General features: G+C 57.1%; 17 protein-coding genes and 3 pseudogenes. 6 read left to right on the plus strand and 14 right to left on the minus strand.

Annotated features, from left to right (window positions below; translation table 11 throughout):
- Positions 1–72, minus strand: a 72-nt coding sequence (locus IWX87_RS20075) for a transposase DNA-binding-containing protein (RefSeq protein WP_196864042.1), incomplete at its 3' end; no start/stop codon positions are given.
- 55 nt (positions 73–127) lie between these two features.
- A pseudogene (locus IWX87_RS17300) lies at positions 128–410 on the minus strand (aldehyde dehydrogenase family protein); the annotation flags it as partial.
- Between the two features lie 265 nt (positions 411–675).
- Between IWX87_RS17300 and IWX87_RS17305 the strand changes: the two are divergent.
- Complete coding sequence (locus tag IWX87_RS17305; protein ID WP_348535239.1) at positions 676–894, plus strand: hypothetical protein; 219 nt, start codon at positions 676–678, stop codon at positions 892–894.
- A gap of 4 nt (positions 895–898) precedes the next feature.
- A complete protein-coding gene (locus tag IWX87_RS17310) occupies positions 899–1,192 on the plus strand; it encodes a type II toxin-antitoxin system RelE/ParE family toxin (protein ID WP_196864765.1) in 294 nt (97 codons plus the stop codon).
- A gap of 337 nt (positions 1,193–1,529) precedes the next feature.
- Here IWX87_RS17310 and IWX87_RS17315 read toward each other — a convergent pair whose 3' ends face one another.
- The 8 genes from IWX87_RS17315 to IWX87_RS17350 form a co-directional block, all read right to left on the minus strand.
- Entirely contained in the window at positions 1,530–2,120 is a 591-nt protein-coding gene (locus IWX87_RS17315; protein ID WP_196864766.1) for a c-type cytochrome, read from the minus strand.
- Entirely contained in the window at positions 2,104–3,402 is a 1,299-nt protein-coding gene (soxC, locus tag IWX87_RS17320) for a sulfite dehydrogenase (protein ID WP_196864767.1), read from the minus strand. The genes IWX87_RS17315 and soxC overlap by 17 nt, the downstream gene beginning before the upstream one ends.
- Before the next feature lie 111 nt (positions 3,403–3,513).
- Positions 3,514–4,728 carry an ABC transporter substrate-binding protein gene (locus tag IWX87_RS17325; protein ID WP_196864768.1) on the minus strand — a complete coding sequence of 405 codons (1,215 nt, stop codon included), beginning with the start codon at positions 4,726–4,728 and terminating at the stop codon, positions 3,514–3,516.
- A 59-nt stretch (positions 4,729–4,787) separates the two neighbouring features.
- Positions 4,788–5,783, minus strand: a complete 996-nt coding sequence (locus IWX87_RS17330; RefSeq protein WP_196864769.1) for an MDR family oxidoreductase — start codon at positions 5,781–5,783, stop codon at positions 4,788–4,790.
- Between the two features lie 33 nt (positions 5,784–5,816).
- The gene (locus IWX87_RS17335) at positions 5,817–6,467 is read right to left on the minus strand and encodes a TetR/AcrR family transcriptional regulator (RefSeq protein WP_231374889.1); all 651 of its coding nucleotides are present in this window, start codon (positions 6,465–6,467) and stop codon (positions 5,817–5,819) included.
- Positions 6,468–6,542: 75 nt separating this feature from the next.
- A complete protein-coding gene (locus IWX87_RS17340) occupies positions 6,543–7,745 on the minus strand; it encodes an MFS transporter (RefSeq protein WP_280757919.1) in 1,203 nt (400 codons plus the stop codon).
- Positions 7,742–8,566, minus strand: a complete 825-nt coding sequence (locus IWX87_RS17345; protein WP_196864771.1) for an enoyl-CoA hydratase/isomerase family protein — start codon at positions 8,564–8,566, stop codon at positions 7,742–7,744. The genes IWX87_RS17340 and IWX87_RS17345 overlap by 4 nt, the downstream gene beginning before the upstream one ends.
- 54 nt (positions 8,567–8,620) lie before the next feature.
- On the minus strand, positions 8,621–10,099 hold the full coding sequence (locus tag IWX87_RS17350) for a class I adenylate-forming enzyme family protein (RefSeq protein ID WP_196864772.1): 1,479 nt from the start codon (positions 10,097–10,099) through the stop codon (positions 8,621–8,623).
- Between the two features lie 263 nt (positions 10,100–10,362).
- On the opposite strand from IWX87_RS17350, the gene IWX87_RS20080 reads away from it, so the two are divergent.
- Entirely contained in the window at positions 10,363–10,824 is a 462-nt protein-coding gene (locus IWX87_RS20080; RefSeq protein ID WP_370583950.1) for a transposase, read from the plus strand.
- Positions 10,812–11,120, plus strand: a pseudogene (locus IWX87_RS20085) (barnase inhibitor); the annotation flags it as partial. The gene IWX87_RS20080 and the pseudogene IWX87_RS20085, both read left to right, overlap by 13 nt.
- A 184-nt stretch (positions 11,121–11,304) precedes the next feature.
- Here IWX87_RS20085 and IWX87_RS17365 read toward each other — a convergent pair.
- A complete protein-coding gene (locus IWX87_RS17365) occupies positions 11,305–11,646 on the minus strand; it encodes a thioredoxin family protein (RefSeq protein ID WP_196864774.1) in 342 nt (113 codons plus the stop codon).
- Between the two features lie 436 nt (positions 11,647–12,082).
- On the opposite strand from IWX87_RS17365, the gene IWX87_RS17370 reads away from it, so the two are divergent.
- On the plus strand, positions 12,083–13,435 hold the full coding sequence (locus IWX87_RS17370) for a PxKF domain-containing protein (protein ID WP_196864775.1): 1,353 nt from the start codon (positions 12,083–12,085) through the stop codon (positions 13,433–13,435).
- 591 nt (positions 13,436–14,026) lie between these two features.
- On the opposite strand, the gene IWX87_RS17375 is transcribed toward IWX87_RS17370, so the two are convergent.
- Complete coding sequence (locus IWX87_RS17375; RefSeq protein WP_231374893.1) at positions 14,027–14,737, minus strand: transposase; 711 nt, start codon at positions 14,735–14,737, stop codon at positions 14,027–14,029.
- Positions 14,738–14,746: 9 nt separating this feature from the next.
- Here IWX87_RS17375 and IWX87_RS17380 point away from each other — a divergent pair.
- A pseudogene (locus IWX87_RS17380) lies at positions 14,747–15,349 on the plus strand (IclR family transcriptional regulator C-terminal domain-containing protein); the annotation flags it as partial.
- A 309-nt stretch (positions 15,350–15,658) separates the two neighbouring features.
- Here the strand turns inward: IWX87_RS17380 and IWX87_RS17385 are convergent.
- Together IWX87_RS17385 and IWX87_RS17390 are read right to left on the minus strand one after the other, a co-directional pair.
- On the minus strand, positions 15,659–16,483 hold the full coding sequence (locus tag IWX87_RS17385) for a M55 family metallopeptidase (protein ID WP_196864777.1): 825 nt from the start codon (positions 16,481–16,483) through the stop codon (positions 15,659–15,661).
- A 39-nt stretch (positions 16,484–16,522) separates the two neighbouring features.
- Positions 16,523–17,581, minus strand: coding sequence for a P1 family peptidase (locus tag IWX87_RS17390; RefSeq protein WP_196864803.1), 1,059 nt, complete (start codon positions 17,579–17,581; stop codon positions 16,523–16,525).
- Position 17,582 lies beyond the last annotated feature (1 nt).

The following is a 17,582-nucleotide window of genomic DNA, read 5'->3' on the forward strand; positions in this document are numbered from 1 at the left end:
CCGGATGGCCCGCTTGTTGCGCCGCTCATCGCCCAAGTCTATCGTCTCAAATTCAGTGCCTGCCCAGCCCATCGTTTTCCTTCAAATCTTTCTTGGGGGGGAATTTTGCCGGAGTTGTGTATAACGAAATGGGCATAGCCGGCCAGGCCGAAAGGCAGACGGTTTGCCTCGAGGATGGCTTCATCGAGCGTGTTGAAGCTCTGAATGGCGGCCACCGGGCCAAAGGGTTCGTCGTTGAGTATCCTGGCGCCCTGCGGTACGTCGGCCAGTACGGTAGGCTGCCAGAAATTGCCCGACTCGCCGATGCGCATGCCACCGGCCAGCAGCGTAGCGCCACGCTCGACCGCATCCTGGGTAAACTCGGCCATCGCCGTGATTCTGCGCGCGTTGGCCAGCGGCCCCATCAGGGTGTCAACGCCAGTTTTTCGAGCCTTTTTGCTTCACCCACTTGGTGACTCCTGCAAATTCGTTGAAACTGGCTCCCAGTCTAGCTTGCAGCCGGGTTACTTGGCTTCAACTGCCGGAAATGGGATAAATCAGTCTGGAAAGAGAAAGGCGCATGTCATGCCGTTGGCAACTTCACGTACACCATGGCAAGCCAGAGGTTTGTCATCGTGACGGGTTGCAAAAAGTTGCTTTTTATGCCATATTAGCCCGTCAAACAAGGAGATGAAGATGGCGGTGGCTTTGAAATTGTCTGATGAATTGGTGCAGGACGCCAAAGCCGTTGCGGCCGCTGAACACCGCTCGGTGCCCAAGCAAATCGAGTATTGGGCCCGCATCGGAAAAGCCGTGCTGGAAAATCCGGAACTGCCGCTGCGATTGATCCAGGACACGATGCTCTCGCTTGAAGAGGCCAAAGCAGGCCGGGTTTCAGCGTATACGTTCGGTTAGTCCGGTGGCATTGGCTGTTGTCGCGACGCCGTCGTTTGCCCGCATTGCCAAGAAGCTTCACGCCAGAGAAAAGAAGGTCCTGGACCAGGCGGTCAAAAGCGTTGCCGATGATCCGGCGCTCGGCGAAGAAAAAAAGGGTGACCTGTCGGGTGTTTTTGTCTATAAATTCAAGCTCAACCAGCAAGAGACGCTGCTGGCGTACAGCTTGAAGCCTGACAAGCACTCGCCTGACGAAGTGGTGCTGCTCGCTGTGGGGCCGCATGAAAACTTCTACGCGCAACTCAAGCGATCGAGTTGATTGCGATGCGATCCACAACCGCTCAAAAGTCCAACGGGCTCCCATCTTCAAACTCGTCGTGCCGAGTTGTCGTCCGGGGTTCGGGCGGGTCTGTCGGTTTGCGCTCGATCGCCCTGCGCTTGCGCGTGACTTGGTAGGCGGTGAGCACCTAGCTGGCCACCAGATCGAGTGCCGGCCGGGCCATGCCTTCGCGGTCCGTTCAGGCCTTGGGCGTGAGTCTGCCGTTCAGAGCCACCGCTTCGAGGAGTGCGACGCTGTGCATCGGTATCGCCGCATCGGAAACAAAGCGTTGTTGATGTGCGAATGAACCCGGCGGCACGTGAGCCCTCTAGCTTGCTCAGTTCGAGTGCGGCGCCTTGGAAGCGGGTACGAAACTTTCCGGCCGGTGATCCGCGACGAAGCCATTTCGGTTCGGCATCTGCACCTGGGGCAGCGTGCGGGCGTCGAGCGTGACATCGGGACCGACGATCTTCGCCTCCGAGAGGATGTAGGCCGAGATGGCATAAACCTCGTCGTTGCTCAGACTGCCTGGCGTGTACAGAGGCATTGCACGCTTGACGTAGTCGAACAGCGTAGTCGCATACGGCCAGTAGCTCTCGATCGTCTTCACGGGCGCCTTCTTGGCGTCGCTGTTGACCAGGCTGCCGCGACCACCGATGAGCTTGTCTCCGATACCGCCCTGCAACTTGTCGCCGTGGCAGGCCACGCACTGTGCCTCGTAGATCGCTTTTCCCTGCACGACCGAGCCCGATCCAGGCGGCAGGCCGCGCCCATCGGGCAGCGGTGAGACAAAGTTCTTCAATTCGTCGGCGGTCGCAGTGCTGCCGATGCCGAATCCGTCGGCGGCGTCGTTACTCGCCGCGAAGCACGAACTGGTGAGTAGACAGAAGGCGGCGAAACGAAGTCCGCGCTCAATAGTGGTGGACATTGGAGACCTTTCCGTCGTTCGCGACCTGCCAGCTCTGAATGGCATTCAAGTGATAGATGGAGCCGGTTGGACCATTCAGCGCACCGCCGCGCGCGGCAATCACCTGCCCGAGTGTGGGTTGCACGTAGCCCATGTCGTCAGTGCAGCGGCTTTGCAGGATGGCCGCTTTGCCGTCCCACCGCCAAGGCAATCGAAAGCGCGTGTGGCAAATGGGCAGAAAAGGGCCCTGCAGCGCTGCCGTCTTCCAGGTCGCGCCGCCGTTGGTCGAGACCTCTACCTTCTTGATTGCCCCGCGACCGGACCACGCTAATCCAGTGATCTCCTGAAAGCCCGGACCATCGAGTTGCATTTCGCCGGAGGGCGAAGTGATGACGGACTTGGCATCCATCTCGAACGAAAACTGCACCGCCTTGCCGTTGGGCATCAGGTCGGTGTACTTGGAGGTCTCCTCGCGCGTCATGAAGGGCGTGTCGGAGACTTCGATGCGGCGCAGCCACTTGATGTGGGTGTTGCCTTCGTAGCCCGGAACGATCAACCGAAGCGGATAGCCCTGCTCGGGCCGCAGCGCTTCTCCGTTCTGGCCGTAAGCCACCAGACAGTCCTTCAGCGCCTTGGCCATCGGGATGCTGCGTGTCATTACCGAGGCGTCGCCGCCTTCGGCCAGCAGCCATTTAGCATCGGTGCGAAGACCCGCTTCGCGCAGCACCGTGGCCAGAGGCACGCCGGTCCATTCGGAGCACGAGGTGAGGCCATGCGTTCCCTGCACCGTCTTCAGTGTCGGCTTGGACCATTCGGTCAGGCCGTTGCCCGAGCACTCGATGAACATGATGCGCGACAGCGACGGGAAGCGCCGGATGTCGGCCATCGTAAACTTGCGTGGCTGCTTGACCATGCCATGCACGTACAGCATGTGCTTGGCCGGGTCGATCACCGCAGTGCCGCCGTGGCTGCGCTCGAAGTGAAGGCCCGAAGGCGTGATGATGCCGATGCTGTTCTGCAACGGCGTCAAGGTCCACGACGACTGCGGTGTCGCAGTCTTGAAACGTGTGCGCACTTCAGTCTCAAACTGCGAGCGCGAGCCATAGCTGGAGTCCTCCAGCGGATAGCCCTGGATCTTGGTCGCATCGGCTGGCACCTCGCGTTCAACCGCGCTCAGCGGCGCCGCTGCGCGCGCGGTACCTGCGGCACCGACGATGGCTGCCGTGCCGTTGATCAAAAAGCGTCTTCGGAGGCTGCGCATGCGCTCGGCATCGGCAGTGGCTGCAGGGGTTCGATTTTCCATCAAATTGTCTCCTCTTCGGTCGTGAATCGGTCTGTGGCCAGGTGCATGGGGTGCGCTTGTCGTCGCCCCAGTGCCTGTATCGTCAACGTCCGGTGCTCAGGGCGCCAACCCTCATTTCCACAATGAACACTTCGACTCAGACTTCGTCGCAAAAGCCTGATCGCCTGGTACTATTGTGATCAACTTGTAGTAATCCCACGGATACTTTGACTCGCTGGGGTCCTTGACTTGCATCAAGAACATGTCGTGGACCATGCGGCCATCGGCTCGGATAGTTCCGTTTGTAGCGAACATATCGTTGATCTTCGTTGACTTCATTTTGGCCATGACTTTGTCGCCGTCGGTAGAGCCAACTGCCTTCACGGCTTTCAGATAAGTCATAGTGGCCGAGTAGTCCGCAGCCTGCGTTGACGAGGGTTCCTTATTCATTTTCTGAAAATAACGTTTGGACCATTCTCGCGTCTCGGGGGTGCGATCCCAATACCAGGCGTCGGCCAGATACATACCCTTTGTGGCGTTCAAACCCAACGCATGTACGTCGGTGATGAACATCAGCAGGCCTGCCAGTTTCATGGTTTTTGTGATGCCGAATTCGTTGGCTGCTTTGATGGCGTTGACCGTATCACCTCCTGAGTTCGCCAAGCCAAGAATCTTGGCTTTTGAGCTCTGCGCCTGAAGTAGGAAAGATGCGAAGTCTGAGGTGTTCAGTGGATGTTTGACACTGCCTAAAACCTTTCCTCCGTTGGCTTTGACTACATCAGACGCGTCCTTTTCAAGAGAGGCGCCAAAGGCATAATCGGCAGCGAGGAAGTACCAGGAGTCACCGCCCTGCTTGACGATCGCTGAACCCGCGACCTTCGACAGTGCGACCGTGTCGTACGAGTAGTGCACGGTGTACGGCGTGCACTCTTCGTTGGTAAGGCGCGATGTACCTGCGGAAACCACGATGATTGGCTTCTTCTTTTCAGCTGCTACTTTGTTCATCGCCAGTGTCACGCCCGAATTGGTGCCGCCGATCAAGACGTCGACGTTCTGCTGATCAATCCATTCACGGGACTTGGACGCGGCTATATCGGCTTTATTTTGATGATCAGCCACCAACAATTCAATCTTCTTGCCGTTGACCTCACCACCGAAGTCGGCGATAGCCATCTTGATCGCTTCCACGCCGCCAGGACCGTCAATGTCCGAATAGAGTCCGGATATATCGGTGATGAACCCGATGCGGACAACATTGCTGGAGTTTTGTGAGATTGCTGCGCCGCTTCCCGCGAGTGTTACTAAAGAACATGCTACAGCTACCAAACGTTTATGTTTCGTTTTCATAATCTCTGCTTTCTGTTTATTGAACTATTGGCGGGCGATCACGCGTAATCTTGACGACCTTAAGCGTTAACATCAACCACAAAACGCCCACGAACAGTGCCGGCGAGAATATTTTTTGCAATTTCAGGTGCATCGGCCAAATTGACACGTTGTGCAATAGCTGCGATCGCGTTGCGATCCAGATCTTTAGCGAGTCGCGCCCACGCTTGTTTGCGCATACTCTGGGGCGCCATCACGCTATCGATTCCGATGAGCTTCACGCCGCGCAAAATAAAAGGCGCGACAGTGACTGGGAAATCCATTCCCTGAGCGAGGCCGCAGGCGGTCACTGTGCCACCATATCGAGTTGATGCGCATGCGTTGGCGAGTGTGTGCGAGCCGAGCGTATCAATCACACCCGCCCATCGCTCTTTCTGCAAAGGCTTGCCAGCGACGGAAAGTGAATTACGGTCAATAATTTCTTTGGCGCCGAGCGATTCCAAATAGCCGTGCTCCGTTGCCTTACCTGTGGACGCAACGACACGGTAGCCCAGCCCTGTAAGTAACGACACCGCCACCGACCCTACGCCACCGGTAGCACCCGTTACCAGGATCTCACCGTCGTCCGGCTTTAACCCTTGTTGTTCGAGTCCGAGCACGCACAGCATCGCGGTGTAACCTGCCGTGCCAATTGCCATGGCATCAAAGGCTGTTAAGGATTCGGGTAAGCGTACTAACCAGTCTCCTTTGACACGTGCCTTCTGCGCGAGCCCGCCCCAGTGCGATTCACCAACGCCCCAGCCGTTGAGGATGACTTTGTCACCCATTACCCAATTGGGGTCTTCGCTTGCGGTGACGGTACCAGCAAAATCGATTCCGGGAACCATTGGAAATTTTCTGACTACTGGCGATTTTCCTGTAATCGCGAGGCCATCTTTGTAGTTGACCGTTGAGAACGCAACATCGACTGTGACAGCGTTGGACTCAAACACCGGTAGTGCACTGTCATCCAGCTTCTTTACGGATGCTGATGTGATCTTGTCAGTGTTTTGTTCGAGATAAATGGCAGAAAACATAGATTCCTTTAATAAAGTTCAAACATTTAGAAATCAGGTACGTGCACGTTCTGACAGCGTGGGTCGAACTGGTAGGAGCATGTGGTCGAAGAAAAGCATGCTGATATTTTCAAGGGGTTTGGTAGAGCGCTCAAGCTTGGCGCATAGCACCGCACCCTCCCAAGCGCTCCAAAAGAACTGCGCGAGTTGTTGCGAGTCAACCGATGTAGAGATTTCTCCGGCGGCCTTAGCATCGTCGATGCATGAGCTGAAACGATGCTGCCATTCGTTCAGCAACTCAAGAAGACGCACCCTAACGCCGTCTTCCAGGCTAGCCATTTCTTGGCCCAGATTGCCTACCAGGCAGCCGCGTTTGAATTCGAAACGCTGCACAGCATTAGTCGCTTCTTCAGTGAAAGATTTCAGCCGTTTCAGCGGCGTTAGGCTTTCCTCGTTTAACGCGCGATCCAGCTTTTTGGCGAAGTAGGTTTCGTAGTTTTTTATCACTTCAAACACGTACTCCTCCTTAGTGCCGAAGTAGTAGTAGAAAGAACCTTTTGGAACCCCAGCCGTTTGTACGATTTCGTCGAGGCCGGTATTGAAGAAGCCTTTTTGGGTGAATAAAGCTGTTCCAACATCGATAAGCAACTTGCGCTTGATGTCACCTCGGCGCTTTAGCGGTGTTTTTTCTGGAATCTTGTTCATAGTAGAGGCTGTAGTCGTTATTGTTCGTGTTTCGATTGGTGTGCATTGCCGCAATAGTGGTCAGGCGTCATTGGATCAAACAACTCTTGTGGTATTCGCCGGTGGCGCGGAAGGTCTCAAAAGAGTACGCATGCAAATAAGACCGATGACTGGCCCTGGCAGCAAGATCCACGCGATTTTGCTGCCTATCAATGGCTGCGCTGACGTAGCGAGCAGTATCGAAAATGTAGTCAGAAGAAAACCGATACTATTTTGGATAGTCAGAGCGCTGCCCACCAGATCAGGAGGGCAGGCCTTGATTGAAAGCGCCGAGAACTGAGGGGAATCGGCAACCACAGCAAGTCCCCAAATCAGCATGACAGTGATCACAATACCAGACGGCAACTCGTCGAGAAACGGGTAGAGGAAGCAGACCCCTCCTGACGTAATTAAGGCCCACCACGCGACCTTGGCACTACCAAATCTTCGGCTAAGCACTCCCCCTGCGGTGCATCCGATCGTGCCCATCGCGATCACGGCGAAAGCCCACCCCGATATCAACGCTGGTGACGAGGCTCCCTCACGACTTAACACAGGCACCAGCAACACAGGCACCAGCGTCCAGAACGCGTAGAGTTCCCACATGTGCCCGAAGTAACCGAACGCTGATGCACGGAAGTCAGGCACTCGGAAAGCACTAAATACGTGTTGGTGGGTGACGTTTTGTACGCGACTCTTGACTTTTAAGTGTGGACCATCGCCTAGCAGTGCGATCACAACGGCGCCAATCACTGCCAGTGCCGAAGACGTTAGGATGACCCCCTGCCAAGAGATCGCGCCGCCCATCATTCGAATTCCGTGTGGGAGTGCGGTGCCTAGCGTTAGCATGCCAACGAGCAATCCGAGACTCTGGCCCGCGCGCAGCGGATCCCAGCTCACGATTAACTTCATCCCAAGAGGATAGATACCGGCCAGCGTGATGCCTACCGCAAATCGAAACCACATCGCAGAAGGCAGATCGTTACTGGCGAATGCGAATCCTGCGTTGAAGATCGCACCCAGCAAGCTACAAATCGTGAAGATGCGACTCGCTGGAAAGCGGTCAGCGAAACCGGTCAATCCGAACGTCAGCGTACCGATGATGAATCCACCCTGAACAGCATTTGTCAGCCAGCCTAAATCGCCCGTTGAAAGGCCCCAGATGCGCTGCAGGTCGTCAGCTGCGCTATTGGCGCTGAACCAAAGCGACGTACCGCACAGTTGTGCGAGAACAATCCATGCAACGGGAGGAATTTTCACGATTGCCCTTTGGCAAACCGTTCGTCGCGCCATGCAATCGCATTACGCATGCCTCGCTCGCGCGCGATGTCCATGAACGCACGCTTGTCGGGAGAGCCGTGTGATTCGATAGTGTGGTCGATGTCGAGCGCCACCTTTAGCGCTGTCGACATTCCCTGGATCTCGTACGTGCGGTTAAGAGCCTTCTTCGTTTCGGCCACCAGACTTGGGTCCATCAACGCTATGCTGCGTGCAGCGCGCAGCGCCTCTTCAACGTGCGTGCCCAGTGCGACCACACGGCTCACAAGTCCCATGGTGAGCGCATCGTTCGCTGAAATGCGATCGTCGGCCATTAGAATGATGCGCTTGGCTTGCTTGGGACTGGTCATCCATGGAAGCAACATGGTTACGATGCCTGCGCCGAACTTGAGTTCAGGCTCGCCGAAGACTGCGTCTTCGGACGCAATCGTAATATCGCACGCCATTGCCAGTTCAAAGGCACCGGCCAGGCAGGCACCGTGGACCGCAGCGATGGTCGGTTTCGGGCTGTTCCAGAAGCGCATCGTTGTGTTGAAGTCGAGGTCTAGGATTTCGCGCCAAACCTTTGCGCCTTCAGGCTGCTGTTCCATCTGTGCCTTGAGGTCGAATCCTGATGAAAATGCGCGGCCGCTACCGCTGACGATGATGACGCGCACATTGGCATCGGCCTCAGCCTGATCCATCGCGAGGTTGATTTCCTCAAGCGAGGCCTTGTTCAAGGCATTGAGTCTTTCGGGGCGATTAAGGATGATATGCGCGACATGGTCGCTAACGTCTAAAACGATTGATTGGTAGAAAGTCATGGTATTTCAGTCAGGATTGTTTCGGTGATTCAATGCAATTTGGGATGCACACACTCAAAGCTGGATCGGCGCAACTGCGCCCGTGGCGATCGAAGCCTTAAACTGCTCGCGATCCGCCTTTCCCGTACGACCGAGGGGTAGAGCCTCGGCCCGATAATAGAAATCAGGATGCTTGAACCGCTCGAGGTGCATTTCGAGGTGCTTACGCATCGCGTTCAAGCTAAGCGTTGAGCCGCTTCGAGGCACTAACAGCAGATGAATTCGCTGTCCGAGCAGGGGATCGTCGATACCGACCGCCATCGCTGCAGCGACATCCGCATGCGAGCAGATCGATTGTTCGATTTCGACCGGTGTAACCTTATTGCCTGCGCGGCTGATCACTTCCTTCAGCCGCCCCATAAGCTCCACTACCTGGCCGTCCAGTACGCGCCCGAGATCACCAGTCTTAAACCAGCCCTCGCGATAGGCCGCCGTAGTCAGAGCGGAATCGTCGAGATAGCCTTGCATAAGGTATGGACTGCGAATCTGTAGTTCCCCGACTGTTCCTGCGTCGACAGGTTGGTCTTCCGCATCAACGATTCGAAAGCGCACATTCGGCGATGGCCTTCCAATACTCCCGGGGTACCTCGCGTAGTCTGAGGGGAAGGCAAAGAAGTCACATGTTGCTGTTTCGGTCAGCCCGTAAATGTCGATTAGGGCAGTCTTCGAAAAACTTTTTCGGATCGTATTTGCGAGGGAGCGGCCAAGCGACTCTCCGCCGATGAGAATTTGACGTAGGCAACCCTGTTGGGTAACGCGATCAATCGCTGCTTCGTGCCGCGCATCGGAGAACAGCACACGCATCATTGTCGGAACCATTCCTACGCGCGTGATTCGTTCCGTGACAAGAGCGTCGAGGAAAGTGTCGGGCTCGAACTTCGACTGCATTACCAGCAACCCTCCGCGCAATAGAGTTAGGAGGCTGACCCACAGTCCAAAGCTAAAGGTGATGTTGAGGGTTAACAGGGTCCGCTCGCCCAACTTGAAGTTTAGCAAGCTGTCGACCTGCTCCATCTTTCCAAGAAATGCCTCGTGCGTAACCACCACTCCCTTGGGAACCCCGGTCGAACCCGACGTGAAGACGATTAAGGCAGCAGCATCCAACAGCGATCGCTCCGGCGGAGCTTCAGTCGCGATCAGAGTCAGCGGGTTAGCGTCGTCGATCTGCGTCCGAAAATCGACGAGGAACCGCGCATGCGTTCGTTGTTGAAATCCTGCCGCAATTGATGGCGGTGTCGTGCGATGGATCGGAACAGCCACGCCACCCGCAAGCCAAATACCTAGTAAGGCAGCAATATCCAAAGGTTGATTCGAAACGCACAAATGAACAGGCTCATCTTTTGTCATTCCTTTAGCTAAAAGTCTTACAGCGATTCCATGCGCATGGTCGGCTAGCTGTTGGTATGTAAGAGTCATGGAAGCACCAGATACTGCTGTCGCCTGCCCAAATTCCCGGAAGGCCGTGTCGAGGGCCTGACCCAATGCACCGTGCATATAGTTTCCTTTTGTGCTTTGCGAATTTGGATAAAACTTTGATGACGGTGCAATCGGCTGTTTCCAACTGCTCACCCTACTTCTGGAATAACTTTATGAATTACTAGTTGATCGGTCAACTAGTAATTTCCCTAGTATTGAAATTGGTTGTCGCTTACCAAAGCTTTTTGGTTTTGTCGCATTAGCAGTGCTAGCCAATGATGGCGTTATGCTGACAGCCTGAAATTCAATGGTTGGAACGGGGGATGTTGAAGATGAAGGGGATGCGATTTCCGAAGGAAATCATTCCGCTGTGCGTCCGTTGGTACGCAGCGTACCTACTGAGTTACCGCAACCTGGAAGAAATGATGCACGAACGTGGCGTGCATGTTGATCACTCCAGCGTCAGCCGCTGGGCGATCAAGTTTTTGCCATTGCTGGAGAAGGTATTCAGAAAGCACAAGCGGGCAGTTGGCGCCAGTTGGCGCATGGATGAGACCTGCATCTTGGTCAATGGCCAGTTGAAGTACCTGTATCGTGCGGTGGACAAGGGAAGGCGTCACCATCGATTTCCTGCTCTGAGCCAGGCGCGTATGGTGGCAGCGACCCGCTTTTTCGAAAGGCGATGCGCCAAAACTGAGATCCAGAGAAGGTCACGATGGACAAGAGTGGCGCCAACAAGGCGGCCATGGACGGGATCAACCAAAACCGCGACGTGCCGATCGAGGTGCGCTTTGTTGTGGTGATCGAACAGATTCCGGCGCATGCCAAATTTGACAAAGAAGCGCGCGAGCAGCTCCTGGACATTTTTCGCGATGCCGCCGACTACTCGGCAGAACGCAAGCTTCCTTTTCGATGCTTTTATACCTTTGCCGTTGCCCGCAAACCGGCCCCTGCTCCACCAGGCCAAAAAAGCCTCTCCAAACCGATCCTCATGAAAGGCGACGAGCCCATGGCGACCGACAAGCTGTACGACGTTTCACCGCTGGCGCTGCGTATGAGCAGCCCGTTCAATGCGCATTACTGGCGCGTGGAAGCGTAAACAAGAAAATAGCTTATAGATCCCGAGGGCAATATTGCACCGGGGCCCGTGCTGCTTCACAGGCAGCAGCGCTTCGCTTCGGGGATAGAAAGGGTCCATCGTCAGCGCTGGGCTTTTGCGCCGCGCGTGCTTGGCGTTCAATGCTAAGTTGCCAGGGCAGCGGCAGCCAAGCCCTGGCTGCGCATCACTTGGCAGGATCAATCGGATCAATGGCCGCCAGCGCCTGCGCCACGGCATGCCCGTCTGTTGGCCGCACCAAGCGGGCCACTTCCTTCCCATTGGCCAGGAAAATCAGGGTCGGCCACAGCTTGACCTGAAACGACCGGCCCAGCGCCCGGCCGCGGCCATCCTCGACCTTGAGGTGCTGGACCGCAGGGTGGGCAGCCAATGCCTTGGAAACGATGGGCGCGCTGGCCAGGCAGTGACCGCACCAATCGGTGCCAAACTCCAGCAGCGCCGTCCCGCTCAAAGCATCGATCGCGCCCCGTGAGGGCGCATCGCTGGCATAGGCAAAAGCAGAGGTCATGATGGGGGATCCTTCAGTAAAACGAAGTCAGGCGATTCAAACACGCTGCAGCGCCTGGCGTCAAAAATCAATGGCTCACACATTTCGCCCCCGCTGTTTTTTACAGAAAAGAAGTTGCTTTATCCACTTAATTAGGTACGCACTGAACGTAAGACGTGTCACCACTGACGTCTTACGTAACCGCTAGAGCTATCCCTGTACCGAGAACATACGAGGTATTTGGCTCAACCTTTTTGTGTTTTGTCTTTACTAAATAGTACTTTAAGACTGCAGCAATGCTGACAGTGGTGGAGGCTGATGAAGCAGCGCGGAGGTGAACAGTTGTAAATCAAGTGAGTATCTTTTTGAATTTTGCAGGTGTACTGTATCCGTCTCGAATATGACCCCATGACATGGGCTACGACCCTTTCCTCTTAATTCCCCGCTGAAAGACACCATGATTCTGCACATCAAAAAGCATCCAGATTCTTCTGGCACAAGTGGCTTGAACCGGCTATCGCGGCATGGCCGTCGCGCACTCTTGCTGTGCCTTGCACCGCTCTGGGTTGCTACCGTAGCGCCTCATGCATTCGCTCAAACCCTTGCTCCGGGCACTGTCACGGGCTGGGGCTACAACGAGTTTGGGCAGGCATCGCCTCCGGTAGGCCTGGATAACGTAAAAGCGATTTCGGCCAGCTTTCACTCCAGCATGGCACTCAAAACCGATGGCACGATCGTGGCCTGGGGCAAGAACGACTTTGGAGCCATCAACGTTCCGCCGGGCCTGACCAATGTGGTTGCGATTGCACAAGGCAATTACCACGGCCTGGCCCTCCTGGGCGATGGCACGGTGAGGAGTTGGGGTTGGAACTATTTTGGACAGAACAATATTCCGGCAGGTTTGACCGGCGTGACCGCGATTGCGGCCGGCTACGCGCACAACCTGGCCGTTAAAAGCGACGGTACGGTTGTGGCTTGGGGCAACAACGATGAGGGTCAAATCAACGTACCCGCGGGCTTGACCGGCGTGACCGCGGTGTCCGTTGGCGTTCGTAGCAGCTTTGCGCTCAAAAAAGATGGCACGGTTGTAGGTTGGGGATGGGGCTTTGGCCCCCTTCAACAGCTTGGCATTCCGCCGGGCTTGAAAGATGTGCAAGCGATTTCTGCGGGCTGGTATCACGTGATGGCGCTTAAGCGCGATGGTACGGTTGTGGCATGGGGCTCGAACCTCAGTGGGGAGACCGATGTTCCCGCGGGCTTGAAGAACGTGATAGCGATTGCAGCCGGCGCCGCCCCCTCCTTGGCGCTTAAAAGCGATGGCACGGTAGTGGCTTGGGGCAGCAGCTTCCTGGGACCGAATATCGTTCCGCCTGGTTTAGCGGGCGTGACAGCAATTGCAGCCGGCTCACTTCACAGCCTTGCCGCTAACGTATCCATTGCCTCGGCTACTGGCCCCTACACCCTCAGCGGATTTCAGGCCCCGGTCAACAATCCGATGGGGGTCAACATGGGCAAGGCGGGACGCAACTACCCTCTCAAATGGCAGCTCAAGGACAAGGACGGAAAATTTGTCACAACGCTTGACGCCGTGCAGTCGGTAACCTTCAAGGCCGCCCAGTGTGGCTCGTTCACCAGCACCTTGGCCGATGGCATGAAAGCGCAGAACCCGGGCAAAAGCGGGCTGACCTATGACGCGGGAGGCCACCAGTACCACTACAACTGGGCCAGCCCTTCGGCGCCCGGTTGCTACGCCTTGCAGCTGACCTTGAATAGCGGACAGGTGCAGCAGGCCTACTTCAACTTACGGTAGTAGCGCAGCATCTTTTAGCGTTGCGGGGGCAGTGGCCCCTTGCGGGCTACCCGTATCAGTGAATGCCTACGCAATGGCAGCAAGCTAGAAATTGCCCAGCATATGGCCAAACATGAAAGCGTAAGCGCCAGGCCTATATGCCGACGAAACGATCAGATTTCGCTTGACGATGTAGAGCGGATTTTGATCTGAGCTAAGGTTATCGCTAACGTTTGATCCTTTGATCCTTTGATCCTTTCATCCAGCCAATCATCGAAAACGAATAGCGTTTATCGGCCGCTGCCGCGCTGCAAGCCAGGCTCACTGCTGCTGATCAGCGGCAGATAAACCTGTTGGACTGAACCGCCCCCCTGGACGGTAGCAAGAAAAGGGGGATTGAAAGCTTCGCCGTGCCGGCCGGATCAGTTCAAGAGGGCGCTGGCGCTGCAAACGGGCGAGGTGCAAGGCCGCCGCTCACGCAACACGGCCTCAAATCTGGGATGGCGTGGTCATTTGGGATGGTTCGCGCTGAGATGTGGGAATGCCGCGCACAGTACGGCCGGCAACGCCAGGGCGTGCCATGCAGCGGCAGTGAGGATCCGGGTTCCGTCGTCATGGCGGCCCACGGCCTTGTGGCCACATGGTCGTGGTGCCGGGCGCTGGCAACTGTCTGGCACCTGGCAGTGTCCCGCTAACATGCAGCCGTCCCGCCCCGCAGCACGGGCACAGGTCCACGTCAAACCTGGCCACCCTTGCCATGAAGGCTTTGACCGGCTCAGTAATCTGAGGGTCGATGACTGGCATCTCCAGGGCCAGGCGCGCAGCACCTAGCTTGACCGCCTTGCAGCTCGAAGCGAGCACCCCGTAGTGGCGAATGCGCTTGAGGCCGCTGGGCAGCACATGCTGCAGGACGCGGCGCACGAACTCTACGCCGGGCAGCCGCACGATGCGTTTTCCCCCATGCGCATCGGCGCGGACCTTGAAGGCGACTTCGCTGGGGCCGACCGATGAGATGCGTTCGTTGCTGATGGCCGTGCGGTGCGTGTAGCTGCTCAGGTAATCCAGCACCTGCGCCGGCCCGCCTAACGGTGTTTTGGCATACACGACCCAGTCATGTCGGTAGAGCTGCTGGTACCGCTCGCGCCAGGCAGGCGCTTGGCGCTGCGGGTCGCGTTCGGTCTTTCCGGCCTTGCGCGCGCTTGTAAGCGCGGCCATGAACTTGCCTCGAAACACCTTGGACAGCGCATGCACTGGAAATAAGAAGTCGGGCTGGCGCGCGGGCGCCGACCACTGGCCGTCCTGGGCCAGCACGCCGCAGGCCATGACCAGTGTGGGCGCTTTCGTTACGTGGCGGGCACACGGCTTGCCGCGCTTGCACAGCCGCTGGGTGTTTCCAATATTGCTATGTCGCTCCAACCCTTGTTGGCCCAAGTCAGTGCGGTTTACGGTGATGCTGCGTTTGCGGTTGTACGTCAGGGATCTTTGTCGCACTGCATTGCGCGCCATGTAGGCACGCACCCGGTGCAAATGCTGGTCATTCAAGTCGGTACACGGCAGCCACTGGGTGTGGGGGCAGCCGGACTGGCTTTGCTGGCGGCGCTGCCAGACGAAGAAGTCAGCGCCGCAATTGTTGCCAATGCACCCACCCTTGATGGCTATGGCGGCATGACGCCAGAACGTATGCAAATTCTTGTGCGCGCCACACGCGAGCGCGGTTGGTCAGTCATTGGCAACCATGCCACCCAAGGCGTGTTGGCAGTCGGCATGTCAGTGCTTAATGCCAAAGGTGCACCAGTGGCGGCGATCAGTGTGGCCTCCACCATTGATCGCATGCCGCGCGAGCGTCAGCAGCTGATTGCACGTGCCATGCGCTCGGCGCTCTGCGAATGGAGAGGGTGTGAACCTGGTTTGGTAGACTGCTTTTCTGCCCCATGATTCTGCGCGACGATGTGGTTCAGCTAATTTGACTTTCCGCACGCTGATCGGCGTTTCACCTCGGGTCCAAAGCTTGGTTATGCCTGCAAGGCGCTTTAGGAAGGCACAAGCCCGACAGCCCAGCGATTAATCCAAGAGCGCTCTGAGCATCAGGCTGTGCTCCTGCATCATCTTTTCGAAATGGCGACAGGTCAACAAATAGGCCTCGTGTCCATGGAGACATACCAAAATGACGTCAATTGGAAAGCGCATTTTTTGGTACTCAACATAGGCCTGCAAGAGGTATTGACGCTCAATGCGATAGAACCATTAACGCAACATCGTCGACATCGCTGACAGGCAGTTAATCATGCGCACGCCAGCTTCCACAGTTGGGGCCTCGAACCTGATCTGGTCACTCTTGAGGCGTACCAGGCTGGGCCACTGGCAAAACAGATCAGCCAGCGCTGGGCTTTGGGTCTCGATGCGCACACTGATCGTGCCTGAGAGCACGAAGCTTGCGGCCTGCTGAGCCATGGTGGCCGTTACGCCTGCAGCAGCCCCGGCCCGTATGGCCTTGCAGGATTCGCTTGGCGACAGACTGATGCCGCTGGTCTGGCCAGTGGCGCGCTTGGTCTGCACAAAAGTCGCATGCGGGAACAACGGCCGGTGTTCCTCGATGAAAACATCGTCGCCGCTGGCCATTACCACCGGCACGCCATACTCGCCAGCGAGCGCCCCATAAATGCCCGCCTCGCCCAGTTCGCGCTCGTTGAAATAGACTCGGCTGAAGGCAAAGCTGTTGATGGTGTGCGCCAGAATGCCCCGGCCTTTCGCCCGTGAGTGGTAGCCAACCATACAGACAGCATCTACGCCATCGTCAACGCCGGCCATCATGCTGAGGTAACGCGGCTTGCCCATGACGGCTTGGGCGCGTGGATCGAGCAAGTCGGGCGGCATGTTGCGAAAGCCGCCATGCGAATCGTTGACCAGCACTTTGGTGGCACCGGCGTCGAAGGCACCGGCAATCGCGGCATTGGCCTCATGGGTCATCAGCCGTCGGGCGCGTTCATATTCGGGATTGCCAGCGCGCACCTGTTCATGGTGAAACACACCGGCAACGCCTTCGATGTCGGTAGAAATCAAAACTTTCATGGGGCCGTCTCCAAATAGTAGGTGAACGAAGGGGCGGTATCAGGGCGCGAAGCCACCGGGCAGCAGCTCCGCAAGCCCTTGGCGCGCATGGCCGTTGCGGCCGGTCACCGCACGGGCGCACCAGAGCGCATGCAATATGGCTTGCTCGGTGCTGTCAACAACTGCCTGAAACAACCCATCTATCAGTCCGTCGTGCAGCATGGCCAGCGCTGGCATGGGCTGGTCGGCGTGCAGGGGCACCGTGTAGGCGGTCGAAAACGCCAGCGCAATGTCGCCGCTGCCATGACCAAACACGGAGCCGGTTCGCGCCAGACCCGCGCCAGCGCGCAGGGCCAGGCGGCGCAGCTGGCGTGCGTCCAGCGGGGCGTCGGTGGCAATCAGCAAAATGATGGAGCCTTTCTCAGGCTCTGCCGGCACTGCCTCACGTTTGCCGTCCACCAGACGGGCCAACCGCTCGCCCAAGGCGTGACCCGCCAAAATCAACTGGGGGAGGCGGCCAAAGTTGGCCAATACCAGTGCGCCCACTGTGTGCTGACCACCACTGTGTGCTGGCACCCGCCGCGAGGCCGTACCCACGCCGCCTTTGAGGCCAAAGCTTGACATGCCGCGGCCTGCGCCGACCGAGCCTTCCTCGACCACTGCACCCGATTGCTCGCAGGCCTGCAGGTAGTGCCGTTCGGTGACAGCCATGCGTTGAATGTCGTTGAGATAGCCATCGTTGCACTCGAACACCAGGGGGTTCACTGTGCTCAGGGCGCGACCAGTTTCAGGGTTGGCCGCAATGCACTGGCGGATCTGCGCCGTAGCGACAGCAGCGACTGAAAAGGTATTGGTCAGCGCAATCGGCGTTTCCAGCACACCGAGTTCTTCGACTTGCACCAGCCCAATACTTTTGCCGAAACCGTTGATTACCACAGCGGCGGCTGGCACGCGGTCACGGAACAGATCGCCACCGTGTGGGCGCACGACCGTTACCCCGGTTTGAACCTCGTTTTCATCGAGCGTGTGATGGCCGACGGTCACGCCAGCCACATCGGTGATGGCATTGCGAACGCCGGGCTGAAGGCTGCCGACCTGGGGCAATAAAGGGCGAGGCATC

The sequence above is a fragment of the Polaromonas sp. CG_9.7 genome (assembly GCF_015752205.1).
In the GTDB taxonomy this organism is placed as follows: Bacteria; Pseudomonadota; Gammaproteobacteria; order Burkholderiales; family Burkholderiaceae_C; genus Polaromonas.